The sequence below is a fragment of the Streptomyces sp. JW3 genome, from assembly GCF_052216785.1.
Lineage (GTDB): Bacteria > Actinomycetota > Actinomycetes > Streptomycetales > Streptomycetaceae > Streptomyces.
Genome location: NZ_JBQOUX010000008.1, coordinates 25,009 through 48,337, shown reverse-complemented (window position 1 = coordinate 48,337; position 23,329 = coordinate 25,009). Strand labels below are relative to the sequence as shown.

22 protein-coding genes are annotated in these 23,329 nt (G+C 71.8%); 14 read left to right on the top strand and 8 right to left on the bottom strand.

Features of this window, described 5'->3' with window-relative positions; all coding sequences use genetic code 11:
- Positions 1–5: 5 nt before the first annotated feature.
- Positions 6–1,622: a carboxyl transferase domain-containing protein gene (locus tag ACTT8P_RS05795; RefSeq protein ID WP_442830436.1), complete on the bottom strand. Its 1,617-nt coding sequence runs from the start codon at positions 1,620–1,622 to the stop codon at positions 6–8.
- Between the two features lie 96 nt (positions 1,623–1,718).
- Between ACTT8P_RS05795 and ACTT8P_RS05790 the strand changes: the two genes are divergently transcribed.
- From ACTT8P_RS05790 to ACTT8P_RS05775, 4 genes are all read left to right on the top strand, one after another.
- Positions 1,719–2,303 (top strand): SACE_7040 family transcriptional regulator, encoded by a 585-nt coding sequence (locus ACTT8P_RS05790; RefSeq protein ID WP_442830435.1) that lies wholly within the window; start codon positions 1,719–1,721, stop codon positions 2,301–2,303.
- Positions 2,304–2,401: 98 nt separating this feature from the next.
- Entirely contained in the window at positions 2,402–3,559 is a 1,158-nt protein-coding gene (locus ACTT8P_RS05785; protein ID WP_442830434.1) for an acyl-CoA dehydrogenase family protein, read from the top strand.
- A 10-nt stretch (positions 3,560–3,569) separates the two neighbouring features.
- Positions 3,570–4,442 carry an acyl-CoA thioesterase gene (locus tag ACTT8P_RS05780; RefSeq protein ID WP_442830433.1) on the top strand — a complete coding sequence of 291 codons (873 nt, stop codon included), beginning with the start codon at positions 3,570–3,572 and terminating at the stop codon, positions 4,440–4,442.
- Positions 4,443–4,447: 5 nt separating this feature from the next.
- Positions 4,448–5,398, top strand: a complete 951-nt coding sequence (locus ACTT8P_RS05775) for a cation diffusion facilitator family transporter (RefSeq protein ID WP_442830432.1) — start codon at positions 4,448–4,450, stop codon at positions 5,396–5,398.
- On the opposite strand, the gene ACTT8P_RS05770 is transcribed toward ACTT8P_RS05775, so the two are convergent.
- Positions 5,395–6,183, bottom strand: a complete 789-nt coding sequence (locus ACTT8P_RS05770) for a phosphatase (protein WP_442830431.1) — start codon at positions 6,181–6,183, stop codon at positions 5,395–5,397. The two genes, ACTT8P_RS05775 and ACTT8P_RS05770, sit on opposite strands and share 4 nt — an antisense overlap.
- 115 nt (positions 6,184–6,298) lie before the next feature.
- Between ACTT8P_RS05770 and speB the strand changes: the two genes are divergently transcribed.
- Complete coding sequence (gene speB / locus ACTT8P_RS05765; RefSeq protein WP_442830430.1) at positions 6,299–7,267, top strand: agmatinase; 969 nt, start codon at positions 6,299–6,301, stop codon at positions 7,265–7,267.
- Positions 7,264–8,907 (top strand): thiamine pyrophosphate-binding protein, encoded by a 1,644-nt coding sequence (locus ACTT8P_RS05760; RefSeq protein WP_442830429.1) that lies wholly within the window; start codon positions 7,264–7,266, stop codon positions 8,905–8,907. Before speB ends, ACTT8P_RS05760 begins: the two co-directional genes overlap by 4 nt.
- 10 nt (positions 8,908–8,917) lie before the next feature.
- Here the strand turns inward: ACTT8P_RS05760 and ACTT8P_RS05755 are convergent, their stop codons facing one another.
- The 3 genes from ACTT8P_RS05755 to ACTT8P_RS05745 form a co-directional block, all read right to left on the bottom strand.
- Positions 8,918–9,727 (bottom strand): endonuclease I family protein, encoded by an 810-nt coding sequence (locus tag ACTT8P_RS05755; protein ID WP_442830428.1) that lies wholly within the window; start codon positions 9,725–9,727, stop codon positions 8,918–8,920.
- A 154-nt stretch (positions 9,728–9,881) separates the two neighbouring features.
- On the bottom strand, positions 9,882–12,020 hold the full coding sequence (locus tag ACTT8P_RS05750) for an ArnT family glycosyltransferase (protein WP_442830427.1): 2,139 nt from the start codon (positions 12,018–12,020) through the stop codon (positions 9,882–9,884).
- A gap of 70 nt (positions 12,021–12,090) precedes the next feature.
- The gene (locus ACTT8P_RS05745) at positions 12,091–12,699 is read right to left on the bottom strand and encodes a hypothetical protein (RefSeq protein WP_442830426.1); all 609 of its coding nucleotides are present in this window, start codon (positions 12,697–12,699) and stop codon (positions 12,091–12,093) included.
- A 326-nt stretch (positions 12,700–13,025) separates the two neighbouring features.
- Between ACTT8P_RS05745 and ACTT8P_RS05740 the strand changes: the two genes are divergently transcribed.
- Both ACTT8P_RS05740 and ACTT8P_RS05735 read left to right on the top strand, forming a co-directional pair.
- Entirely contained in the window at positions 13,026–14,030 is a 1,005-nt protein-coding gene (locus ACTT8P_RS05740) for a S66 peptidase family protein (protein ID WP_442830425.1), read from the top strand.
- Positions 14,031–14,314: 284 nt separating this feature from the next.
- Positions 14,315–14,689 carry a VOC family protein gene (locus ACTT8P_RS05735; RefSeq protein WP_442830424.1) on the top strand — a complete coding sequence of 125 codons (375 nt, stop codon included), beginning with the start codon at positions 14,315–14,317 and terminating at the stop codon, positions 14,687–14,689.
- Here ACTT8P_RS05735 and ACTT8P_RS05730 read toward each other — a convergent pair.
- Genes ACTT8P_RS05730 through ACTT8P_RS05720 form a run of 3 tightly spaced genes read right to left on the bottom strand, consistent with a single transcriptional unit; the run spans position 14,680 to position 15,936 of the window.
- Positions 14,680–14,895, bottom strand: coding sequence for a DUF397 domain-containing protein (locus ACTT8P_RS05730; protein ID WP_442830423.1), 216 nt, complete (start codon positions 14,893–14,895; stop codon positions 14,680–14,682). The two genes, ACTT8P_RS05735 and ACTT8P_RS05730, sit on opposite strands and share 10 nt — an antisense overlap.
- A gap of 38 nt (positions 14,896–14,933) precedes the next feature.
- Entirely contained in the window at positions 14,934–15,149 is a 216-nt protein-coding gene (locus tag ACTT8P_RS05725; RefSeq protein WP_442830422.1) for a DUF397 domain-containing protein, read from the bottom strand.
- Positions 15,142–15,936, bottom strand: coding sequence for a helix-turn-helix domain-containing protein (locus tag ACTT8P_RS05720; RefSeq protein ID WP_442830421.1), 795 nt, complete (start codon positions 15,934–15,936; stop codon positions 15,142–15,144). Before ACTT8P_RS05720 ends, ACTT8P_RS05725 begins: the two co-directional genes overlap by 8 nt.
- A gap of 125 nt (positions 15,937–16,061) precedes the next feature.
- On the opposite strand from ACTT8P_RS05720, the gene ACTT8P_RS05715 reads away from it, so the two are divergent.
- The 6 genes from ACTT8P_RS05715 to ACTT8P_RS05690 all read left to right on the top strand — a co-directional run bounded on the left by ACTT8P_RS05715 (position 16,062) and on the right by ACTT8P_RS05690 (position 23,325).
- Positions 16,062–16,199, top strand: coding sequence for a hypothetical protein (locus ACTT8P_RS05715; RefSeq protein ID WP_442830420.1), 138 nt, complete (start codon positions 16,062–16,064; stop codon positions 16,197–16,199).
- A complete protein-coding gene (locus tag ACTT8P_RS05710) occupies positions 16,196–16,474 on the top strand; it encodes a hypothetical protein (RefSeq protein ID WP_442830419.1) in 279 nt (92 codons plus the stop codon). Before ACTT8P_RS05715 ends, ACTT8P_RS05710 begins: the two co-directional genes overlap by 4 nt.
- A gap of 50 nt (positions 16,475–16,524) precedes the next feature.
- The gene (locus tag ACTT8P_RS05705; protein WP_442830418.1) at positions 16,525–17,574 is read left to right on the top strand and encodes an esterase-like activity of phytase family protein; all 1,050 of its coding nucleotides are present in this window, start codon (positions 16,525–16,527) and stop codon (positions 17,572–17,574) included.
- A 97-nt stretch (positions 17,575–17,671) separates the two neighbouring features.
- Positions 17,672–21,403 (top strand): ABC transporter ATP-binding protein, encoded by a 3,732-nt coding sequence (locus tag ACTT8P_RS05700; RefSeq protein WP_442830417.1) that lies wholly within the window; start codon positions 17,672–17,674, stop codon positions 21,401–21,403.
- A 47-nt stretch (positions 21,404–21,450) separates the two neighbouring features.
- Positions 21,451–21,831: a hypothetical protein gene (locus ACTT8P_RS05695; RefSeq protein WP_442830416.1), complete on the top strand. Its 381-nt coding sequence runs from the start codon at positions 21,451–21,453 to the stop codon at positions 21,829–21,831.
- A 69-nt stretch (positions 21,832–21,900) separates the two neighbouring features.
- On the top strand, positions 21,901–23,325 hold the full coding sequence (locus tag ACTT8P_RS05690) for a S28 family serine protease (protein WP_442830415.1): 1,425 nt from the start codon (positions 21,901–21,903) through the stop codon (positions 23,323–23,325).
- Positions 23,326–23,329 lie beyond the last annotated feature (4 nt).

The window sequence follows — 23,329 nt, the reverse complement described above, 5'->3', positions numbered from 1 at the left end:
CCCTCTCACATCCGGAAGATGCCGAACCGGGGTTCGGCCAGTGGCGCGCCCGCGCACGCGGTCAGGGCCAGGCCCAGGACCTGCCGGGTCTCCAGCGGGTCGATCACCCCGTCGTCCCACAGCCGGGCGGTGGCGTAGTAGGCGTTGCCCTGCCGTTCGTACTGGGCGCGGACCGGGGCCTTGAACGCCGCTTCCTCCTCGGCCGGCCATTCCTCGCCGCGCGCCGCCAGCTGGTCCCGCTTGACGGTCGCCAGCACGGACGCGGCCTGTTCGCCGCCCATCACGGAGATCTTGGCGCCGGGCCACATCCACAGGAAGCGGGGCGAGTAGGCCCGGCCGCACATCGAGTAGTTCCCCGCGCCGTACGAGCCGCCGATCACGACCGTCAGCTTCGGTACGCGGGTGCAGGCGACGGCGGTGACCATCTTGGCGCCGTGCTTGGCGATGCCGCCCGCCTCGTAGTCCTTGCCGACCATGAACCCGGAGATGTTCTGGAGGAAGAGCAGCGGGATGCCGCGCTGGTCGCACAGTTCGATGAAGTGGGCGCCCTTCTGGGCGGACTCGGAGAACAGGATGCCGTTGTTGGCGACGATGCCGACCGGATGGCCGTGCAGGTGGGCGAAGCCGGTGACCAGGGTCTGGCCGAACTCGGCCTTGAACTCCGCGAACCGGGAGCCGTCCACCAGGCGCGCGATGACCTCGCGCACGTCGTAGGGGGTGCGGGAGTCGGCGGGCACGACGCCGTACAGCCCGTACGGGTCCACCTTCGGTTCGACGACCGGGCGCACCTCCCAGGGCGGCGCGCCGCGCGCGGGCAGCGTTTCCACGATGGTCCGGACGATCCGCAGCGCGTGCGCGTCGTCCTCGGCGAGGTGGTCGGCGACGCCCGACACCCGGGCGTGCACCTCGCCGCCGCCCAGTTCCTCGGCGGTGACCACCTCGCCGGTGGCGGCCTTCACCAGCGGCGGACCGCCCAGGAAGATGGTCCCCTGACCGCGCACGATGACCGCCTCGTCGCTCATCGCCGGGACGTACGCGCCGCCCGCCGTGCACGAGCCGAGGACGGCGGCGATCTGCGGGATGCCCGCGCCGGACATCCGGGCCTGGTGGTAGAAGATCCGCCCGAAGTGCTCGCGGTCCGGGAAGACCTCGTCCTGCATCGGCAGGAACGCGCCGCCCGAGTCCACCAGGTACAGACACGGCAGCCGGTTCTCCAGGGCGATCTCCTGGGCCCGCAGGTGCTTCTTCACCGTCATCGGGTAGTACGTGCCGCCCTTGACCGTGGCGTCGTTGGCGACGATCACGCACTCCCGGCCGCCGACCCGGCCGATCCCGGCGATCACCCCGGCGGCCGGGGCCTGCCCGTCGTACATCCCGTCCGCCGCCAGCGGGGCCAGCTCCAGGAACGGGGAGCCGGGGTCCAGCAGCCGGTCCACCCGCTCGCGCGGCAGCAGCTTGCCGCGCGCGGTGTGCCGGGCGCGCGCCTGCTCGCCGCCGCCGAGGCGGGCCGCGGCCAGCTTGCTCCGCAGCTCCTCGACGAGGGCGCGCTGCGCCGCGTCGTTGGCCTGGAAGGCCGCCGACGCGGGGTCGGCCGCGCTCGTCAGCTCCGGCGCCTCGGGCATCTCGCGCTCCTTTGTCCATGAGCGTTTGTTAATGAGCGTTAACACGTACGTCCCACAGGTTAACGACCGCTAACCTCTCTGTCTAGAATTGGTTCCATGGCCACGAGAACCGACGCCCCGACCCGACGCGAGCAGATCCTCAAGGAGGCCGCGCGGCTGTTCGCCGAGCGCGGGTTCCACGGGGTGGGCGTGGACGAGATAGGGGCGGCGGTCGGCATCAGCGGTCCGGGTCTGTACCGGCACTTCGCCGGCAAGGACGCGATGCTCGCCGAACTGCTGGTCGGCATCAGCGGTCAGCTCCTGACGGGTGCGAAACGGCGGCTCGCGGAGGCCGACGGCGAGGCCCCCGGGGCGGTCCTCGACTCGCTGATCGAGGGGCACATCGACTTCGCGCTCGACGACCGCCCGCTCATCACCCTGCACGACCGTGAGCTGGACCGCCTCCGGGACAGCGACCGCAAGCTGGTGCGGCAGTTGCAGCGGCAGTACGTGGAGCTGTGGGTGCAGGTGGTGCGGGAGCTGTACCCGGGGGTTTCCGAGCCCATGGCGCGGTCGGCGGTGCACGCGGTGTTCGGGCTGCTCAACTCCACGCCGCACCTGAGCCGCCCGTCCCGGGCGGCGACGGCGGGGCTGTTGCACCGGATGGCGCGGGGGGCGTTCGCGGCGGCGGGCGAAGGGTGACGCGGGTTACTCCCGTCCCACCCTGGACGCCCGTCCCTACCCACCGGTACCGTGGGCTGAGCAAGCGCTTAGATACGTACCCGTGGAGGTGGGCGCCCGTGCGCCGTACGGTGTTCAACGAGGATCACGAGGCGTTCCGGGAGACCCTGCGCGCCTTCATCGAGGCCGAGGTCGTACCGGAGTACGACAAGTGGTTCACCGAGGGCATCGTGCCCCGCGAGTTCTACTACAAGCTCGCCGAGCTGGGCCTGTTCGGCATCAACGTGCCGGAGGAGTTCGGCGGCGCCGGCCTGGAGTCGCACAAGTTCGAGGCGATCCAGTACGAGGAGACCGCCCGCGCGGGTGTCACCTTCGGCGGCTCCGGCGTGCATGTGCTGCTCGCCCTGCCGTACCTCAAGATGCTCGCCACCGACGAGCAGAAGAAGCGGTTCCTGCCCAAGTTCGTCTCCGCCGAGGAGATGTGGGCGATCGCGATGACCGAGCCGGGCACCGGCTCCGACCTGGCGGGCATGAAGTCCACCGCCAAGCTGAGCGAGGACGGCACGCACTACGTGCTGAACGGCGCCAAGACCTTCATCACCGGTGGCGTGCACGCCGACCGTGTCATCGTCTGCGCCCGCACCGCCGCGCCGACCGCCGAGGACCGCCGGCACGGCATCTCCCTGTTCGCCGTCGACACCAAGTCCGAGGGCTACTCGGTGGGCCGCAAGCTCGACAAGCTCGGGCTGAAGACCTCCGACACCGCCGAGCTGGCCTTCGTCGACGTGAAGGTGCCGGTGGAGGACCTGCTCGGCGAGGAGAACAAGGGCTTCTCCTACCTCGGCGCCAACCTGCCCTCCGAGCGCTGGGGCATCGCCTACGGCGCCTACGCGCAGGCCGCCGCGGCCGTCCGGTTCGCCAAGAGTTACGTGCAGGACCGCACCGTTTTCGGCAAGACCGTCGCCAGCTTCCAGAACACCAAGTTCGAGCTGGCCGCCTGCCAGGCCGAGGTGGACGCCGCCGAGGCGGTCGCCGACCGCGCCCTGGAGGCCCTGGACGCCGGGGAGCTGACCGCCGCCGAGGCCGCCAGCGCCAAGCTGTTCGCCACCGAGGTCGCGCACCGCGTCATCGACCGCTGCCTCCAGCTGCACGGCGGCTACGGCTACATGAACGAGTACCCGATCGCCCGCCTGTACGCCGACAACCGCGTCAACCGGATCTACGGCGGCACCAGCGAGGTCATGAAGATGATCATCGCGAAGAACATGGGCCTGTGACCATCAGCGCATGAGCGAGGCACTTGAGTCGCTGCTCGATCTGCTCGACCTGGAGCGGATCGAGCAGGACATATTCCGCGGCCGGTCCCGGTCCGCCGTCGTCCCCCGGGTGTTCGGCGGGCAGGTGGCCGCCCAGGCGCTGGTCGCCGCCGGACGCACCGTCCCCGCCGACCGGCCCGCGCACTCCCTGCACGCCTACTTCCTGCGCCCCGGCGACCCGGGCGCCCCCATCGTCTACGAGGTCGACCGGCTCCGCGACGGCCGCTCCTTCACCACCCGCCGGGTGGTCGCCGTCCAGCACGGCAAGCCGGTCTTCACCCTGTCGGCGTCCTTCCAGACGTACGAGGACGGCCTCGACCACCAGGCGCCGATGCCGCCCGCGCCGGACCCGGCGACGCTGCCCACCAACGCCGACCGGCTGCGCTCCTACCCGCACCTGCCCGCCGAGACCGTCGAACGGTTCCTCCAGGCCCGCGCCGCCGTCGACCTGCGGCACGTCGAGGACCCGCCGTACGGCGCCTTCGGCGGCCCGCGCGAGCCGCGCTCCCAGGTCTGGTTCCGCACCGACGGCAAACTCGCCGACGACCCCCTGCTGCACGTCGTCCTCGCCACCTACGTCTCCGACATGACCCTGCTCGACTCGGTGCTGCTCGCGCACGGCCGGGGCGGCTGGGCGGTCGGTGACGTCGTCGGCGCCTCCCTGGACCACGCCATGTGGTTCCACCGCCCGTTCCGCGCCGACGAATGGCTGCTCTACGACCAGCAGTCGCCGTCCGCGTCCGGCGGCCGGGGCCTGGGCCAGGCCCGGATCTACACCCAGGACGGACGGCTCGCCCTGACGGTGATCCAGGAAGGCGTGGTCCGCGTCCCTCGGGAACACTGAGGGGTATGGCACCACCGGGACAACAGGAGCAGACCGGCGGCGGCGAGAGCACCAGCACGGTGATCGTCGCCGCCCTCGCCAATCTGGGCATCGCGATCGCCAAGGCCGTGGCCGGCCTGATCAGCGGCTCCAGCGCCATGCTGTCGGAGGCCGCGCACTCGGTCGCCGACACCGTCACCGAGGTGCTGCTGCTGACCTCCCTGAAACGCAGCGTCCGCCCCGCCGACGAGGACCACCCCCTGGGCCACGGCCCCGAGCGCTACATCTGGGCGCTGCTCGCCGCCGTCGCCACCTTCGTCGGCGGCGCCGTCTTCTCCTTCTACGACGGCCTGCACACCCTCACGCACGGCGAGGAACTCGGCAGTCCGCTCGTCTCCTACCTCGTCCTCGCCGTCGCCTTCCTGCTGGAGGGCTACTCGCTGCGCACCGGCGTCCGGCAGGCCCGCGGCGAGGCGGCCCGGGCCCGGGTGCCGTTCGGCCGCTATCTGCGCCGCACCCCCGACACCGCCGTCAAGGCCGTCGTCCTGGAGGACTCCGCCGCCCTGATCGGCCTCGTCCTCGCGGCCGGCGGCCTGCTCGGCGGCCAGCTCACCGGCTCCGGCGTCTTCGACGGCGTCGCGTCCCTGTGCATCGGCGCCCTGCTGCTCTACGTGGCCTGGGTGCTGGGCCGGTCCAACGCCGAGTTCCTCATCGGCCGCCCGCTGCCGCGCACGGTGCGGGACCGCATCCGTGCCGAGCTGCTCGCCGAGGAGCACATCGAGGGTGTCCTGGAGCTGACCACCCTGGTCCAGGGCCCCCGGGAGGCCCTGGTCGCCGCCAAGGTCGACTTCCGGGACGGCGCGAGCGCGCAGCAGATCGAGTGGACCTGCGAACGCGCCGAACGGCGGCTGCGGGCCGAGCTGCCGATGGTGCGCCGGGTCTATCTGGACCCGACGCCCGGAGAACTCAGGCCCTAGACCAGCCCCGCCTCCGCCAGCAGGTACGCGGTCATCGGGTCGTAGTAGCGCGGGCTGAGCACGTGGTCGTCGAGGGGAATGGTGACCTGGACGGTGCCCTCGGCCTCGGCGAGGAACAGCGCCGGGTCGTTGCAGTCGGCGTACCCGCAGGAGTCCACGCCGTGCTGCCCGGCGTACCCCGCCCAGCCGTGGTCGGCGACGACCAGGTCCGGCAGCGGGCGGCCCGCGCGCTCCAGGCCGGTGAGGATCGCCTTCATCGGTTCGCCCGAGTGGGTGTGCCACAGCGTCGCGCCGTGCTCGAGCACCGCCACGTCCGCGAACTGCACCACGTACCCCTCGTCGGTCTGCAGCCCCTCCGGGATGACGACGATCTCGCAGCCGGCGGCGCGCAGCGCGGCGGCCGTCGCCCGGTGCACGTCCAGCAGCCCACCGGGGTGACCGGTGGCGAACAGCACCCGCTGCGCGCTGTCGGCCGCCTTGCGCAGCCGCCCCGCCAGCCGCTCCAGAGCGGCCACGGTCAGCTCCGGGTCGATGGTGTCCTGGCCGTGGCGGAACTCGGCGTCGTCCACCACACCGACCCGCTCCGCCATCACCGCGAGCACGTCCTGCTCGTCCGTCCAGCGGTCGCCCAGCTCCAGGCCGAGCCAGTAGTTGCGGTCGCCGTTCGCCAGCTTCCGGTAGTGCGAGAGGTTGTTCTCGCGGGGCGTGGCGACGTCGCCCGCGATACGGGTGCGGGTGAGGTGTTCGACGAGTTCGGCGCGGCTGGGTGTCCCGGGTATCGGCATGACTCCCATTGTGAGGCAGCCGTCTGTGGGCGTCTGCGCCACGGGTACGTCCGGGGCACCCCGATGAACGAGACGTGCACTTCGCTGTCGTTCTGTGGCCATTTAAGGTCTGGGTATGAGCAACGATGTCTCGCCGCGCGGTCCCGTCGACTCCTCCCGCGTCCCGCGCTACGCGGGCCCCGCCACCTTCGCCCGGCTGCCCCGGCTGGACGAGGTCGGCCGCGCCGACGTCGCCGTGGTGGGCGTGCCGTTCGACTCCGGCGTCTCCTACCGGCCCGGCGCCCGGTTCGGCGGCAACGCCGTCCGCGAGGCGTCCCGGCTGCTGCGCCCCTACAACCCGGCGCAGGACGCCGCCCCCTTCGCCCTCGCCCAGGTCGCCGACGCCGGCGACATAGCCGTCAACCCGTTCGACATCCACGAAGCCGTGGAGACCGTCGAGGCGGCGGCCGACGAACTGCTCTCGACCGGCGCCCGGCTGATGACCCTCGGCGGCGACCACACCATCGCGCTGCCGCTGCTGCGCGCGGTCGCCAAGCGGCACGGCCCGGTCGCGCTGCTCCACTTCGACGCCCACCTGGACACCTGGGACACCTACTTCGGCGCCGAGTACACCCACGGCACGCCCTTCAGGCGGGCGGTGGAGGAAGGCGTCCTCGACACCGCCGCCCTCTCCCACGTCGGCACCCGCGGCCCGCTCTACGGCAAGCAGGACCTCACCGACGACGAGAAGCTGGGCTTCGGCATCGTCACCTCCGCGGACGTCATGCGGCGCGGCGTCGACGAGGTCGCCGACCAGCTGCGGCAGCGGGTCGGCGACCGCCCGCTGTACGTCTCCGTCGACATCGACTGCCTCGACCCGGCGCACGCGCCCGGCACCGGCACCCCCGAGGCCGGCGGCATGACCTCCCGCGAGCTGCTGGAGATCCTGCGCGGCCTGGCATCGTGCAACCTGGTGTCGGCGGACGTCGTCGAGGTGGCCCCCGCGTACGACCACGCGGAGATCACGTCGGTGGCGGCCGCGCACACCGCCTACGAACTGACCACCCTGATGTCCCGCCGGACCGCGGAGGCCCGCTCCCAGTGACGCACGACCACGACCTCGTCCTGAGCCCGACCGAGACCCAGACCCGGGCCGCGCTGCGTCCGCCTCCCGGCCGCACCGGCTCGGACCTGGTCGTGGAGACCCTCGCCGGGCTCGGCGCGACCACCGTCTTCGGCCTGCCCGGCCGGCACACCCCCGGCCTCTTCGACGCGCTCGGCCGCTCCGGCCTGCGCTACCTCGGCCTGCGGGTGGAGAACAACGCCGGTTTCGCCGCCGACGCCTACGGCCGGATCACCGGCGAGGCCGCCCCGCTGCTGCTGTCCACCGGACCGGGCGCGCTCGCCTCGCTGGCCGCGCTCCAGGAGGCCCGCGCCGCCGCCGCGCCGGTCCTCGCCATCAGCGGCCAGGTCCCCACCGCGGGCCTGGGCGGCGGCCGCCACGGCTGTCTGCGCGAACTCCCCGACCAGGCCGCCTCCTTCCGGGGCGTGGTGAAGTCCGTGCACACCGTGCGCGCCCAGTCCCAGATCCCGTCCGCGATCGCCGCGGCCTGGCGCTCCGCGCTGACCGCCCCGCACGGCCCGGTGTGGGTGGAGATCCCCGAGGACGTGCTGCGCGCCGAGACGACGCTGCCGGAGGTGACCGGCCTCGACGCCACCCCCGAGGAACTGGTCCCCCGGGTGGAGCTGACCGCCGTCGCCGCCGACCTGCTGACCCGCGCCGAACGCCCCGCGATCATCGCGGGCGGCGGAGTGGTCCGCGCCGACGCCGCGGGCAAGCTGCGCCGGCTCGCCGAACGCCTCGACGCCCCCGTCGTCACCACCTTCGGCGGCAAGGGCGCCTTCCCCTGGACCCACCCGCTCTCCCTCGGGTCCTGGCTTCAGGACCGGCACACCACCGACTTCCTGGAGGACGCCGACGTCCTCCTCGTCGTCGGCTCCGGCCTCGGCGAACTCTCCTCCAACCACCACACCTTCCGCCCCCGCGGCCGGGTCGTCCAGATCGAGGCCGACCTCGGCAAACTGGAGTCCAACCACCCCGCCCTCGGCATCCACGCCGACGCCCGCCTCGCCCTCCAGGCCCTGCTGGAGACCACCGGCGAACGCACCGACCCGACCGCCCCCGAACGGGTCCGGGCCGTCCTGGGCCGGGTCCACGACCGCATCGCCGCCCAGGAACTCACCCTGGAACAGGACGTCCTGGCCGCCGTCCGCCGCGCGCTGCCCGCCACCGCGCCGTCCTTCTGGGACATGACGATCCTGACCTACTGGGCCTGGTCGGCCTTCGATCCCAAGGCGCCCGGCACCATGCACTCCGCCCAGGGCGCCGGCGGCCTCGGCTACGCCTTCCCGGCCGCCCTCGGCGCGGCCGCCGCCGACCCGATCCGCCCGGTGCTGGCGGTGTCCGGCGACGGCGGCGCGCTCCACTCCGTCGCCGAACTGGCCACCGCCCGGCGGTACGGCCTGGACGTCACCTGGCTGATCGTCGACGACGGCGCGCCGACGGCGACCGACCTGCCCGGCCCCGACTGGGTGGCGCTGGCCGAGTCGTTCGGCGTCCCGGGTCTGCGCACCTCGCCCGGGACGCTGGCGGCGGACCTCGCCAAGGCGCTGGCGACGCCCGGTCCCTCGGTGGTCGTCCTGCCGGCCGCCCTGCGCGAGTTCGCGCCGACCCGCCTGGAGTGACGGGACCGTCCTACCAGATCGCCTCGACCCACTCCGGGTGGTCGATGAACGGGTTCCGGTTGTGCTGGTAGTCGTCGTAGATGACCTGGTTGCGGTTCTCCTCGAAGGCGCTGGGCGGGTCCTCGTCGTTCCACGCCTTGAGGACCGCGAGCTTGCCGATGTACGGGTTGCTGCCGTTGCCGACCTTCTCGTTGGGCTCCAGGTCGGCCCAGCCGTCGTCGCCCTCGTAGCGCACGGCCATGTAGAGGATCATGCGGGCCACGTCGCCCTTGTCGGCGTCGCGCGGCTCGAAGGAGTCGGAGTCGACCAGGCTGCCGCCGCCGTTGCTGACGGTGGAGCCGCCGTTGTCGAAGTCCAGGTTGCCGCGGACGCTGTTGACCTGGACGTCGGCCGGGCGCAGGTGGTGCAGGTCGGTGCCGGGACCGGTGGCCTCGCCGAAGTCGCCGTGCGACTTGGCCCAGGTGTGCTCGCGGTTCCAGTCGCCGACGTCACCGCCGTTGAGGGACTTGCTGCGGGAGACGCCGCTGTACAGCAGGATCACGTTGCCGCTGTTGTTCGGGTCCTCGTCGGTGGACTTGAGGGCGTTCCAGACGGCGGAGTACGAGATCTTCGTCTGGCTGCTGATGATCGTGTGCAGCGAGGACTTGAGGCTGGTCCCGGTCTTGCCGATCGCGTTCTTGTAGTACGTGGTGTCGTAGTCCGTCGTCGTGGCCGCGGCCTCGGTCACCGTCAGGGACGGGGCGACCAGGGCGGTGAGGACGGCGGCCGTGGCGAGCGCCAGGGCCTTGCGGCGGGGTCTGGGGATGCGTATCGCGAGCATGTGGGGTGTCCGATCTACGCGTGTTGCATGAAGGGATACCCGGAGAATGACATGGACATGGTAGAGGTGTGGTGTACATGGCGTGTCGATTGCGTGACGACGGCCCCCGACCTGGGGGTCGGGGGCCGTCGCGTCAGGTGCGCGGTGACGCCGGTCAGTTCACGTCGGACGCGTCCAGCCGGTAGACGCCCGAGGTGTCGTCGACGGCCGTGACCTCGGTGCCGTGCTGCTGCACCCACTCGGTGACCTCGGTGCTGAGGCTGTTGTCACCGCCCATGCCGCCGCCGCCCGTGCCGCCGGAGGAGATCTGGATGTAGTGCAACTGCCCGCTCCTCACCAGCTCCTTGAGCTTGGCCAGGGTCATCGCCTGGTCGCTGCCGGACCAGCCCCACATGGAGATGACCGGCTCACCGCTGCTGAGGATGAGCTGCGCGGCGCTCTGCGAGCTGGAGACGGCGAGCAGCCAGGTGGCGCCGTCCTGGTGCTTCTTGAGGTAGGAGACCAGCTCGGTGCTGGTGGCTCCGCCCATGCCGCCGCCCATGCCTGCGCCGCCCATGCCGGCCGCGCCGGTCGACTCGCCGGACTCGTCGCCGGATGCGTCGCCGGACTGGCCGCCGGACTGGTCGTCGGCGCCGCTGGGCGGCGTGCCGCCTGCCTCGGCCGAGCCGCCGGGCGGCGTACCGCCGCTCTCCGGCAGCTCGCCGCCCTCCGGCATCTCGCCCCCGCCGGGGAAGCCGCCGCCCGGCTGGCCGCCACCCTGCTCGGAGCCGCCCGGCATGCCGCCACCGCCACCACCGCCGCCTCCGGGGCCGCCCATGCCGCTGCCCGTCGTCGGGCCGGCGGTCGGGTTGGTGCCGCCCATGCCGCCGCCCGAACCGGACGGCACCGACCAGGCGTACGCCGCCGGACCCGCCACCGACGCGATCACCGCCGCGGCCACCGACACCGCCAGCAGCCGCACCCGCCGCCCGGAACGGAACACCAGCAGGCCCGCGATGGCCAGCGCCATCACCACCGCGACGGCCGGCCACAGCCAGCTGTTCCAGCCGGCGGCCCGGCGCAGCAGCACGACCGCCCAGATCCCGGTGACACCGAGGGCCAGCGGCAGCACCCACACCCACCGCCGGTCGGCCCGGAAGGCGCGCAGCAGCAGTACACCGCCGCCTCCGCACAGCGCCGCGATGCCGGGGGCGAGCGCGGTCGTGTAGTACGGGTGCATGGTGCCCTCGGCCATGGCGAAGGTCAGGTAGTGCAGGACCGTCCAGCCGCCCCACAGCACCAGCGCGGCCCGGGTCGGGTCGGTGCGCGGGGCCCGCCCGCACCGCACCAGGCCGCCGACGAGCGCGATGCCCGCGAACGGCAGCAGCCAGGAGATCTGGCCGCCGAGCACGTCGTTGAACATCCGGCCGATCCCGGCCGTCCCGGCGAAACTGCCGCCGCCCCCGCCGCCGCCACCGTTGCCCTCGCCGCCGAAGACGCGGCCGAGGCCGTTGTAGCCCATGATCAGGTCCCAGGCCGTGCCGTCCGTCGAGCCGCCGATGTACGGCCGCTCGTCGGCGGGCACCAGGGAGACGGCCGCCGCCCACCAGAACGACGACACCGCCAGCGCGACGGCGGCCAGCACCAGGTTGCGGACCTTCTTCAGCCAGCCGAGCCGGGAGGCGTACACGTACACCAGGAACACGGCGGGCAGCGCGATGTAACCCTGGAGCATCTTGGTGTTGAAGGCGAGCCCGAAGCACACCGCCGCGCCCAGCAGGGGCGCCAGCCGGTCGGTGCGCGTCGCCCGCAGTCCCAGCGCCGCGCCGCTCACCATCAGGAACACCAGCAGGGTGTCCGGGTTGTTGTCCCGGTTGATGGCGACGGTGATCGGGGTCAGGGCGAGCACCAGCGCGGCGACCGTCGCCGCGCCGTGGCCCCACACCCGCTTCACGGACGTGTGCAGGATCCAGATCGTCGCCAGCGCGGCCACGATCATCGGCGCCATCATCTGCCAGGTGCCGTATCCGAACACCCGGCAGGACAGGCCCATGACCATCAGCGCCAGTGGCGGCTTGTCGACGGTGAGGAAGTTCCCCGCGTCCAGCGAGCCGAAGAACCACGCCTTCCAGCTCTCCGTGCCGCTGAGCACGGCGGCGCTGTAGAAGCTGTTCAGGCCGGAGGAGGAGAGGTTCCAGGCGTACAGCGCCGCCGCCAGGGCGAGGATCGCCAGGAGTGCGGGCAGCGACCAGCGCGGCGCGGTGGGCGCGGCGGGCGCGGGGGTCGGGGGGAGTGGATCGGTGGCAGATGTCACCAGAACACCTTCCACAAGGGCGATGAGCGCGGACTGTCCCCGGCCTGGGAGATTTCTGTGAATCAGGCGGTCAGCCAGGGGCGTCCCACGGGGCGAGCAGATCACGCAGCAAGGCGTCGAAGGCCCCGTCCAGGACGTCCTCCCGGCGCTGGTCCCCGACGGCCTCCGGGCACAGGGCGGCGGGCCGGGCGATCCACAGGATCTTCCAGGCCCGGGAGTTCAGCGCGGGATCACCGCCGACGCCGCCGTACGGCACCAGCGGGTGGAGCACATCGTTGATCAGCTCTGTCACCGATGTCACCAGTGGCCCCTCGATGGCGGTCTGCGCCCGCGCGAACGCGGTGGGGGAGGTCCGGGCGACGGCCGCCGTGGTCGGGTGGCGGCGGACCAGCCGGACGACCTGGGACAGGTGCCCGGCGATACCCGCGACGGTGCCGTCGCTGGGGTGGGTGCGGTCCGCCATGACGAAGGCGTGCACCAGTTCCGCCCGCAGCGCGTGCAGGTGCAGCGCGGCGACGGTGCGCCAGTTCTCGTAGAGGAAGTTGCGCGAGGTCCCGCAGTCGCGGGCGATGGCGGTCAGGGAGACGTCCAGGCCGTCGCTCCGCATGAGGGTGCGTACGGTGTCGATCACATGCCTGGTGCTGTAGGGGTTGCTGCCCCATGCGGCTGCGGGAGTCATGAACTCATCGTGGGAAAAGGGCGAGCGGGTGGAGGGGGAATGTCAGGGAGGCACTCGAATGAGCGAGGGGAGGACGAGGGGGCGGGGAGTGTTCACGGTTTGGGGTTCGATTGCTGCTGCGGTACGGCATGTCTCCTTCGTGGACGCACCGTGTCGGGGCCGGGCGTCGAGGACACGGCGGTGACCCGGCAGACGGTGCGGGGGTTGACGGCGACCACGTTGACTGGCCGGTGTTGACCCGAGTCGGTCCGCGTCGTAGGCGGTGAGGAATACCGGTGGTGGGGGCCTTGTTGTTCGCGGCTGTCGATCAATGAGGAAGAGGTTCCATGCCCGCGATACTTCGGCCCCGCGCACTGTGTCCCGGCGACCTCGTGGTCGTCACCGCGCCCTCGGGGCAGCTTGAGCCGGGTGAGGAACCCCTGCTCGCCCGTGGGGTGGCGGTACTGGAGCGGATGGGGTTCCGGGCGCGGGTCAGTCCGATGGTCGACCCGGCGCGGCGGCGCTGGTGGGCGGCGGGCACTCCGGCGGAGCAGGCCGACGAGCTCAACGCCCTGCTCCGGGACCCGGAGGTGCGGGCCGTCGTCGCGCACACCGGGGGACAGGCGACCATCGGCTATCTCGATCTGATCGATCTCGACGCGATCCGGGCCGACCCGAAACCGATCATCGGCTACAGCGACATCTCGCTGCTGCACATGGCGCTGCACGCCAGGACCGGCCTCGTCGGCTTCCACGCCGACATCGCCACCCACGGTTTCGGCAGCGACTGGTACACGCTGGGCGACCGGGCCCGCCGCGCCGAACTGGTCGACCTCTACACCCGTGTGCTCACCAGGGCCGAGGCGCCGGGCGCGCTGCCGGCGCGGGAGGTGTGGGAGACCTGGCGGCCGGGTCGCGCGGAGGGACCACTGTTCGGCGGTCTGCTGAACCGCCTGATTCTCCTCCAGGCGACACCGTTCGCACCGGCCCCCGAACTGTTCGACGGCGCCGTGCTGTTCTGGGAGGAGCTCCAGCGGCCGGTCTCGCGGATCTGGAACGACCTGCACACCTTGCGGCTGTCCGGGGTGCTGGACCGGATCGCGGGCATGGTGGTCGGCGTCCCGACCGAGGTCACGCCCCACGAAGACGGCGGGGACCGCGCGGATCTGCGTGACGTGGTGCTCGACGTCCTGGCCGACCGTGGCATCCCGGTGCTCGCCCAGGTCGACTTCGGCCACACCGCACCGAACCTGCCGCTGCCCATCGGAGTCCGCGCCCACGTGGACGCGGACAACCGGACGCTGGCCCTGCTCGAACCGGCGGTCGCGGCCCCTGTCGGCCGGAAAGCGTGAGCAGACGACGGGGGAGTGTCATGGGGGTGCTCGGATGAGCGAGGGGAGGACGGTGGGGGCGGGAGTGTTCGGGGGTTTGGGTGGAGGGGTGTTGGGGGGCGGGGGGATTCCCGTAGATTTTTCGGCGTGAACACCGGACCGGCGCCACGCCACACACGGATCGGCTATCCGGTGCGGGACTGACCCCGCACCGGCGGCACTCTCCCGCTCCGGCACGCGGACCTCCCGCGGACTCGTACGTCACCACGAGTCCCTTCCCGTGCCGAGCCGAGTGAGGCAGTCGTATGCCGGCCACGTTCACCCACACCATCATCGCCGCCAAGGACCGCCAGGAATCCGCCCGCTTCTTCCGCGAACTGCTGGAAGTGCCGGAAGCGCCGTCCTGGGGGCCGTTCACCAACATCCAGCTCAACGACGGCGTCCTGCTCCAGTTCGCCGAGCCGCCGGTGGAGATCCAGATGCAGCACTACGCGTTCCTGGTCGACGACGACCACTTCGACCGGGCCTACCGACGGCTCCGCGAACGCGGCATCGAACACTGGGCCGACCCCCAGATGCGCCGCCCAGGCGAAACCAACACCGAACACGGCGGCCGGGGCGTCTACTTCAAGGACCCCGCCGGCCACGCGATCGAACTCCTCACCCGCCCCTACCTGTAACCGCCCTTCACCGACTCGATGAACGCGCCCCACGGCTCCGCCGGGAACACCACGGCGGGGCCGTGCGACACCTTCGAGTCCCGGACGGGGACGACGCCCCCGTGTCCGTCGGCGACTTCGAGGCAACTCCCGGCCTCGTCATTGCTGTAGGAGGACTTCCGCCAGCCCGTCTGTGATGTGGCATCGCGTACGGTCGCGTCAGTCATGGCGTACATGGTCCTCCCCAGCCGCCTGCCTGTCACCCCTACCGGGGACCGTCCTGGACAGCCGAGACGAACGCCGCCCACACCGACGCCGGGAACACGACGGCGGGGCCGTGCGGCATCTTGGAATCGCGGACAGGGAGGACATCGTCGTAACCATCGGCGACTTCCAGGCAACTCCCGCCCTGGTCGTTGCTGTAGGAGGACTTCCGCCAGCCCTCAAGCGACGCGGCATTGCGTACGGTTCCATCAGTCATGGGGTCCATAATCCCTGGCGGTAGCCCTCAGCAGAGCAAGTGTCTCCTTGAGCGGCAGGGCGTTGCCCAGCGTGAAGTCGTAGCGGTGATGCAGCTCTTGGACCACCGACGAGGCGTCGTGCAGCTTGCCCATGTACAGGCCCTCCCCGTAGACAGCCGGCGGCTGATCCTCGAACCACATCAGCGTAAGCATGTTGTTGAGCAGCGGATACCCGCCCATGGCGAACGGCACCACATGCACCTGAACCCGTCCGCTCTCCCCGAGCTGGACGAGATGGTCGAGCTGTTCCGCCATGACGTCCGGCCCGCCGATGCGACGGTGCAGAACCGACTCGTCGAGCAGCGCCCACACCACAGGAGTGAGGGGATCGTCGAGGATCTTCGCGCGCTGGAGGCGTGTGACAACGCGTCTGTCACGCTCTTCCGCGCTCACGGGAGGGAATCGTCTGCCCAAGACCGCACGTGCATATCCCTCGGTCTGGAGGATGCCCGGGATGAACGACAGGGCGTACTCCCGGATCATCACCGCCTGTTGTTCGAGTTGCCGTGCCGCCTCGAAGTAGTCGGCGACCGCCGGTTCCTTCTCCGGCAGGAAACTGCTCAGCACGTTCCCCGTGTTCAGGGCCGCGTCCAGGCGCCGTGCGTCCTCCCGGGACGGCAACCGCCGCCCCGCCTCGATATGCGCGATGTGCGACCGCGTCATCAACGCCAAGTCGGCCAGTTGCTGCTGCGTCAGCCCCGCCGCCTCCCGCTGCTGCCTGAGCCAGTTGCCGTAGACGTTGCTCACCCGTTCGACCCCCGCGTGACAAAGGAACCGGCACATCCATACCTCTGGCGAGCCTAGCTTCGACAACTCCAAGGTGTGAGGGAATCGCTACGCAAAGCGATGCCCACACTTACGGAGCCGATGCCATGCGTCACCGAACCGCCCGCCGCACCAGGTCACCCCTGCTTCTGCTGCTCGACCTCCTGCTGCCCGCCACGGGCCGGCGCCGACGACGGCGACGCCCGGCCGTCACCCGCTACGCGCTGGCGGAGGCGACCCGATGACCGACGGCATGCGCGCCGCCCGGCAACTGCCCTGGACCGGACCCGAGGGCAAACCCGCATACCTGCTGACCGACGGGACCGGTCCCCTCTCCCGTCTCGCCGACGCCGTCGACACCGCCCAGCTCGACATGGCCGGCCAACTCCTCTGCCACGCCGCCGACCTCCTCGACGACCCCAGATCCACCCCCGACCAGCTCCGTTACCTGCTGACCTGCATGTACGCCGCGCTGACCGACGTACACCGGATCGCCGAAAACCGGCTCGCCGCCCGCTGACTTCACCGGACGGCCCACCCCGCGTCACCACCGCGCCGTACCGTGCCGCCATGCACACGAGAACTCTGCGCACCGCACTCGCCACCGTCACCGCCGGTCTGGCGGCCGCCACCTGTCTCTCGGCCGCCGGGCCCGCCACCGCCGCACCCGCGGCCGGGGCGGCCGGTGCCGCGCGGAACGCCTGTTCGTCCTCCGTCGCCATCGACGGCTTCTCCGACGCCCTCGACAAGACGACGTTCCAGGGCACCTACGTCGGCAACTTCTCCGCGCTGGCCACCGACCGGCACGGCACGATCGCCGCCCTGTCCGACCGCTCCTCCCTCTTCCGGCTGGACGCGAAGACCCTGGAGCCGAAGTCCGTCGTCCCGCTCGCCGACGAGAGCGGCGCCGCGCTGGACAGTGAGGGCCTCGTCGTCGACAAGGACGGCACCTACCTCGTCTCCTCCGAGACCGAGCCGTCCGTCCGCCGCTACTCCCGCACCGGCGAGATCCTCGACACCCTTCCCGTGCCGGACGCGCTGCGGACCACGCCCGCCGGGCGGGGACAGTCGAACGGTACGTTCGAGGGGCTCACCCTGCTGCCCGACGGAAAGACGCTCGTCGCGTCGATGGAGTACGCCCTGTCCGGCGACGACACGGGCCTCGTCCGCGTCCAGACCTGGCAGCGGACGAAGAGCAATCACTTCCGGCTCGGCGCGCAGTACGCCTACCCCGTGGACGCCGGGCTCGGGGTGCCCGAGGTCACCGCGACGCCCGACGGCCGCCTGCTCGTGCTGGAGCGCGGGTTCACCTCCGGCGTCGGCAACACCGTCCGCCTCTACCTGGCCGACCCGCGCCGGGCCACGGACGTCAGCGACACGGAGACCCTCACCACCAGCGGCATCCGCACGGTGCGCAAGTCCCTGCTCACCGACATCGCCGCCTGCCCCTCGCTCGGCGCCACCGCCAAGCAGCCGCAGCCCAACCCGCTGCTCGACAACATCGAGGGCATGGCGGTCACCGGCCGCACCAAGGGCCGCCTCGACGTGCTCCTGGTCAGCGACGACAACCAGGGCGCGACCCAGACCACCCGCTTCTACCGGCTGCGGGTCCGGGTCTGACAGCCGTCTGACGGCAGCCGAATTGTTGCGGCGGGATGAAATCCCGCCCGTCCCGCGTTGGTGCCTTCCGGCAGATCAGATGACCGGAGGGCACGGCGTGGACGCACAACGGGGATGGGCACGACGACTGGCGGGCTACGCCTGGCGCTACCCCAAGGACGTCGTCCTCGCCCTCGGCGCCTCGCTGGGCGGCATGGCCGTCATGGCGCTGGTCCCGCTGATCACCAAAGTGATCATCGACGACGTCATCGGGGACAAGAGCAGGCAGATGGCCACCTGGGCCGGGCTCCTGGTCGGCGCGGCGGTCGTCGTCTACGGGCTGACCTTCGTACGGCGGTACTACGGCGGCCGGCTCGCCCTGGACGTCCAGCACGACCTGCGCACCGACATGTACGGGGCGATCACCCGGCTGGACGGGCGGCGCCAGGACGAACTGTCCACCGGGCAGGTGGTCGGGCGGGCCACCAGCGACCTCCAGCTGATCCAGGGTCTGCTGTTCATGCTGCCGATGACCATCGGGAACGTGCTGCTGTTCCTGATCTCCCTGGTCATCATGGCGTGGCTGTCGCCGCCGCTCACCCTGGTGGCGCTGGCCGTCGCGCCGGCGCTGTGGTTCATCGCCCGCCGCAGCCGCACCCGGCTGCACCCGGCCACCTGGTACGCGCAGGCCCAGGCGGCGGCCGTCGCGGGCGTGGTGGACGGCGCCGTCAGCGGCGTACGGGTGGTGAAGGGGTTCGGGCAGGAGGACCAGGAGACCGGGAAGCTCCGGCAGGTCGGGCGGAAGCTGTTCGCGGCGCGGCTGCGGGCCGTCCGGCTGAACGCCGCCTACACCCCGGCCCTCCAGTCGGTGCCCGCCCTCGGCCAGGTCGCCATGCTGGCCCTCGGCGGCTGGCTGGCCGTGCACGGCCACATCACCCTCGGCACGTTCGTCGCCTTCTCCACCTACCTCGCCCAGCTGGTCGGCCCGGTCCGGATGCTCGCCGTCGTCCTCACCGTCGGCCAGCAGGCCCGGGCCGGCACCGAACGCGTCCTGGAGCTGATCGACACCGAGCCGTCCATCGCGGACGGACGCCGGGAACTGCCGGCCGACGCGCCCGCCACCGTCGAGTTCGACGACGTGTCCTTCGGATACGACACCGCCTCCGGCAAACACAGCCCCGTGCTCGACGGACTCTCCTTCGAGATCCGCGCCGGTGAGACCCTCGCCGTCGTCGGCGCCTCGGGCTCCGGCAAGTCCACCGTCTCCCTGCTCCTGCCGCGCTTCTACGACGTGACCCGCGGCGCCGTCCTGGTCGGCGGCCACGACGTGCGCGAGCTGACCCTCGAATCGCTGCGGGCCGCCATCGCGCCGGTCCCGGAGGACTCGTTCCTGTTCTCCGACACGGTGCGCGCCAACATCGCCTACGGCCGCCCCGACGCGACCGAGGAGGAGATAACGGCCGCCGCCCGCGCCGCGCAGGCCGACGGGTTCATCCGGGAGCTGCCCGACGGGTACGACACCACCGTCGGCGAACACGGCCTGACCCTCTCCGGCGGCCAGCGCCAGCGCGTCGCGCTGGCCCGCGCGCTGCTCACCGACCCCCGGCTGCTGGTCCTGGACGACGCCACCTCCGCCGTCGACGCCCGGGTGGAGCACGAGATCCACGAGGCGCTGCGGGAGGCCATGCGGGGCCGGACCACGCTGCTCATCGCGCACCGCCGCTCCACCCTGCACCTCGCCGACCGCATCGCCGTCCTCGACGCCGGCCGGCTCGCCGACCTCGGCACCCACGAGGAACTACAGGAACGCTGCGCCCTGTACCGGCGGCTGCTCACCGACCCCGACGAACTGGGCGCCGTCTCGCCCGGCCACACCGCCCGGCCCGCCGAGACCGTCGAGGACACCTCCGTACGCGACGAACTGGACGCCGAGTTCGACGCCGAGCGCGGCATCACCCCCCGGCTGTGGACGGGGGAGCGGGAGCCGCGCGACACCGCCTTCGCGGGCACCCCGGCCACCCCGGAACTGCTCGCCCAGGTCGACGCGCTGCCGCCCGCCACCGGCACCCCGGACATCGACGAGAGCCAGGCGGTCCGCGCCGAGGAGTCCTACGGCCTGCGCCGCCTGCTGCACGGCTTCGGCCGGCCGCTGCTGGTCAGCCTGGCGCTGGTCGCCGTGGACGCCGGCATGGGCCTGCTGCTGCCGGTCCTCATCCGGCACGGCATCGACGACGGTGTCACCCGCCTCGCCCTCGGCGCGGTCTGGACCGCCTCGCTGCTCGGTCTGCTGGCCGTACTCGCCCAGTGGTGCGCGCAGACCGGCGAGATCCGGATGACCGGGCGGACCGGGGAGCGGGTGCTGTACGCGCTGCGGCTGAAAATCTTCGCGCAGCTCCAGCGGCTCGGCCTCGACTACTACGAGCGGGAGCTGACCGGGCGGATCATGACCCGGATGACGACGGACGTGGACGCGCTGTCGACGTTCCTCCAGACCGGGCTGGTCACGGCGTTCGTCTCGGTCGTCACCTTCTTCGGGATCATGGGCGTCCTGCTGGTGCTGGACGTGCAGCTGGCCCTGGTCGTGTTCGCCACGCTGCCGCCGTTGATCATCGCCACGTACTTCTTCCGCCGGGCCAGCGTGAAGGCGTACGAGCTGGCCCGGGAGCGGGTCTCCACCGTCAACGCCGACCTCCAGGAGACGGTGGCCGGACTGCGGATCGTGCAGGCGTTCGGGCGGGAGCGGGACGGCGGACGCCGGTTCGCCGAGCACAGCCGCAGCTACCGGCAGGCCCGGATCAGGGGGCAACTGCTGATCTCCGTCTACTTCCCCTTCGTCCAGCTTCTGGCGTCCGCCGCCGCGGCGGTCGTCCTGGTCGTCGGCGGCGGCCGGATCGACGACGCGACGCTGACCACCGGCGCGCTGGTGGCGTACCTGCTGTACATCGACCTGTTCTTCGCGCCCGTCCAGCAGCTCTCCCAGGTCTTCGACGGCTACCAGCAGGCGTCCGTCTCACTGGGCCGCATCCAGGAACTGCTGCGGGTGCCGACCTCCACCCAGGCCGCCGACCAGCCGCTCGACGTGCCGTCCCTGCGGGGCGAGATCGCCTTCGAGGACGTGCGGTTCGCGTACGGGGATGAGGAAGAGGCCCTGGTCGGGGTGAACCTCCGTATCCCGGCCGGGCAGACCGTCGCCTTCGTCGGCGAGACCGGCGCCGGCAAGTCGACGGTGGTGAAGCTGGTGGCCCGGTTCTACGACCCGACCGGCGGCCGGGTCACCGTCGACGGGCAGGACCTGCGCGACCTCGACCTGACCGCCTACCGGCACCGCCTCGGCGTCGTCCCGCAGGAGGCGTACCTCTTCGCCGGCACCGTCCGCGACGCCATCGCCTACGGCCGCCCGGCCGCCACCGACGCCGAGGTGGAGGCCGCGGCCCGCGCGGTCGGCGCGCACGAGATGATCGCCACCCTGGACGGCGGCTATCTGCACGAGGTCGCCGAACGCGGCCGCAACCTCTCCGCCGGGCAGCGCCAGCTGATCGCGCTGGCCCGCGCCGAACTCGTCGACCCGGACATCCTGCTGCTCGACGAGGCGACCGCCGCCCTCGACCTGGCCACCGAGGCCCAGGTCGACCAGGCCGCCGACCGGCTGGCCGGCCGCCGCACCACCCTCGTCGTCGCGCACCGGCTGACCACGGCCGCCCGCGCCGACCGGGTGGTGGTGATGGACCGCGGCCGGGTCGCCGAGGACGGCACCCACGAGGAACTGCTCGCGCGCGGCGGCCGGTACGCCCGGCTGTGGCGGGCCTTCATCGGCGCCGCCGAGCCGGAGGAACCGGTCGGGGTGGCCTGATCGTCGTACACCTGTACGTCAGTGAGGGACACACAGAGGGGATCAAGGTGGGTATACGCAGACGGCTGGCGCTCGGCACGGCCGTCCTGACCGCCGCCGGGCTGTTCTCCGTCGCCGCGCCGCCGCAGCAGGCGCAGGCGGCGGCGCCCTGTCCCGGCCGCAAGGCCCGCACGCTCCCGTTCGCCACCGGTTCCGTCGTCGTCTACAAGCGCGGCGGCTACGTCTGCGCCGTCACCCTCCCGGAGAGGCCCGGCACCAAGCGGCGGATGTCGGTCAGTCTCAAGGCGCGCGGCGGGCGGCCGGTCGTCGACGAGGGCAGGTACGCGTACCGGGCCGGACCGGTGACGGTGTACGCCGGGCAGCGCTGTGTGTGGGTGAAGGGCAGGGTGGGGTCCAGGTCGGTCAGCTCCGGCTGGATCCTGTGCTGATTGTTCTGTCTTGGCGCACAGGCTTCTGCTAGCTTCCGGCGGACGTCAGTTACCCACAGGGGAGGGTGCATGCGCAAGGCGTTCAGATGGCTGCTGGCGCTCGCGGTGCTCATAGGCACCGTCAGTACGGCCCAGGCGGCCACCGCCGCCCAGCCGGAGGCCACCGACATCAAGGAAAGGCTGCTCTCCGTACCGGGGATGAGCCTGATCGAGGAGAAGCCGTACCCCGGCTACCGCTTCTTCGTGCTGAACTACACCCAGCCGGTCGACCACCGGCACCCGGCCAAGGGCACCTTCCAGCAGCGGATCACCGTGCTGCACAAGGACACCGCCCGCCCGACGGTCTTCTACACCGGCGGCTACAGCGTCTCCACCACACCCAGCCGCCGCGAGCCGACCCAGATCGTGGACGGCAACCAGGTCTCCATGGAGTACCGCTACTTCACCCCGTCCCGCCCCGACCCGGCCGACTGGTCCAAGCTGGACATCTGGCAGGCCGCCAGCGACCAGCACCGCATCTTCAAGGCGCTGAAGAAGATCTACGCCGAGAACTGGATCTCCACCGGCGGCTCCAAGGGCGGCATGACCGCCACCTACTACGAACGCTTCTACCCGCGCGACATGGACGGCGTGGTCGCCTACGTCGCCCCCAACGACGTGGTGAACAGCGAGGACTCGGCCTACGACCGGTTCTTCGAGACGGTCGGCACCGCCGAGTGCCGGGCCCGGCTGAACGGCGTGCAGCGCGAGGCCCTGGTGCGCCGGGCGCCCCTGGAGGAGAGGTACGAGGCGTACGCCGCCGAGAACGGCTACACCTTCGACACCATCGGCTCCCTGGACCGCGCCTACGAGGCGGTCGTCCTCGACTACGTCTGGGGCTTCTGGCAGTACAGCACCCTGGCCGACTGCGCCGACATCCCGGCGGACGCGAAGAACGCCACCGACGACGAGATCTGGACCAGCGTCGACACGATCTCCGGTTTCTCCTTCTACACCGACCAGGGCCTCAGCCCGTACACCCCGTACTACTACCAGGCGGGCACCCAGCTCGGCGCGCCCACCATCCACTTCCCGCACATCGAGAAGAAGTACATCCGCTACGGCTACCAGCCGCCGCGCAACTTCGTGCCCCGGGACATCCCGATGCGGTTCCAGCCGTTCGTGATGGACGACGTGGACGCGTGGGTCAAGCACAACGCCGACCGGATGCTGTTCGTCTACGGCGAGAACGACCCGTGGGGCGCCGAGCCGTTCCGCCTCGGCAAGGGCGCGCACGACTCGTACGTCTACATGGCGCCCGGCATGAACCACGGCGCCAACGTCGCGGGTCTGGTCGCCGAGCAGAAGGCCGCGGCCACCGCCCGCATCCTCGACTGGGCCGACGTCGCCCCGGCGGCCGTCGCGGCCGACCCGTCGGCGGCCAAGCCGCTGGCGACGTTCGACGCCCGGCTCGACCGCAGGGACGTCGAACGCGAGCCCGCGCTGCGGCCGTGAGCCG

Excerpts from the sequence above, each read along its gene's own strand:
- ACTT8P_RS05795 (WP_442830436.1), bottom strand. The coding sequence starts at position 1,622 with ATGCCCGAGGCGCCGGAGCTGACGAGCGCGGCCGACCCCGCGTCGGCG.
- ACTT8P_RS05790 (WP_442830435.1), top strand. The coding sequence starts at position 1,719 with ATGGCCACGAGAACCGACGCCCCGACCCGACGCGAGCAGATCCTCAAG.
- ACTT8P_RS05780 (WP_442830433.1), top strand. The coding sequence starts at position 3,570 with ATGAGCGAGGCACTTGAGTCGCTGCTCGATCTGCTCGACCTGGAGCGG.
- ACTT8P_RS05775 (WP_442830432.1), top strand. The coding sequence starts at position 4,448 with ATGGCACCACCGGGACAACAGGAGCAGACCGGCGGCGGCGAGAGCACC.
- ACTT8P_RS05770 (WP_442830431.1), bottom strand. The coding sequence starts at position 6,183 with ATGCCGATACCCGGGACACCCAGCCGCGCCGAACTCGTCGAACACCTC.
- speB (WP_442830430.1), top strand. The coding sequence starts at position 6,299 with ATGAGCAACGATGTCTCGCCGCGCGGTCCCGTCGACTCCTCCCGCGTC.
- ACTT8P_RS05755 (WP_442830428.1), bottom strand. The coding sequence starts at position 9,727 with ATGCTCGCGATACGCATCCCCAGACCCCGCCGCAAGGCCCTGGCGCTC.
- ACTT8P_RS05745 (WP_442830426.1), bottom strand. The coding sequence starts at position 12,699 with ATGACTCCCGCAGCCGCATGGGGCAGCAACCCCTACAGCACCAGGCAT.
- ACTT8P_RS05740 (WP_442830425.1), top strand. The coding sequence starts at position 13,026 with ATGCCCGCGATACTTCGGCCCCGCGCACTGTGTCCCGGCGACCTCGTG.
- ACTT8P_RS05735 (WP_442830424.1), top strand. The coding sequence starts at position 14,315 with ATGCCGGCCACGTTCACCCACACCATCATCGCCGCCAAGGACCGCCAG.
- ACTT8P_RS05730 (WP_442830423.1), bottom strand. The coding sequence starts at position 14,895 with ATGACTGACGCGACCGTACGCGATGCCACATCACAGACGGGCTGGCGG.
- ACTT8P_RS05725 (WP_442830422.1), bottom strand. The coding sequence starts at position 15,149 with ATGACTGATGGAACCGTACGCAATGCCGCGTCGCTTGAGGGCTGGCGG.
- ACTT8P_RS05715 (WP_442830420.1), top strand. The coding sequence starts at position 16,062 with ATGCGTCACCGAACCGCCCGCCGCACCAGGTCACCCCTGCTTCTGCTG.
- ACTT8P_RS05710 (WP_442830419.1), top strand. The coding sequence starts at position 16,196 with ATGACCGACGGCATGCGCGCCGCCCGGCAACTGCCCTGGACCGGACCC.
- ACTT8P_RS05705 (WP_442830418.1), top strand. The coding sequence starts at position 16,525 with ATGCACACGAGAACTCTGCGCACCGCACTCGCCACCGTCACCGCCGGT.
- ACTT8P_RS05690 (WP_442830415.1), top strand. The coding sequence starts at position 21,901 with ATGCGCAAGGCGTTCAGATGGCTGCTGGCGCTCGCGGTGCTCATAGGC.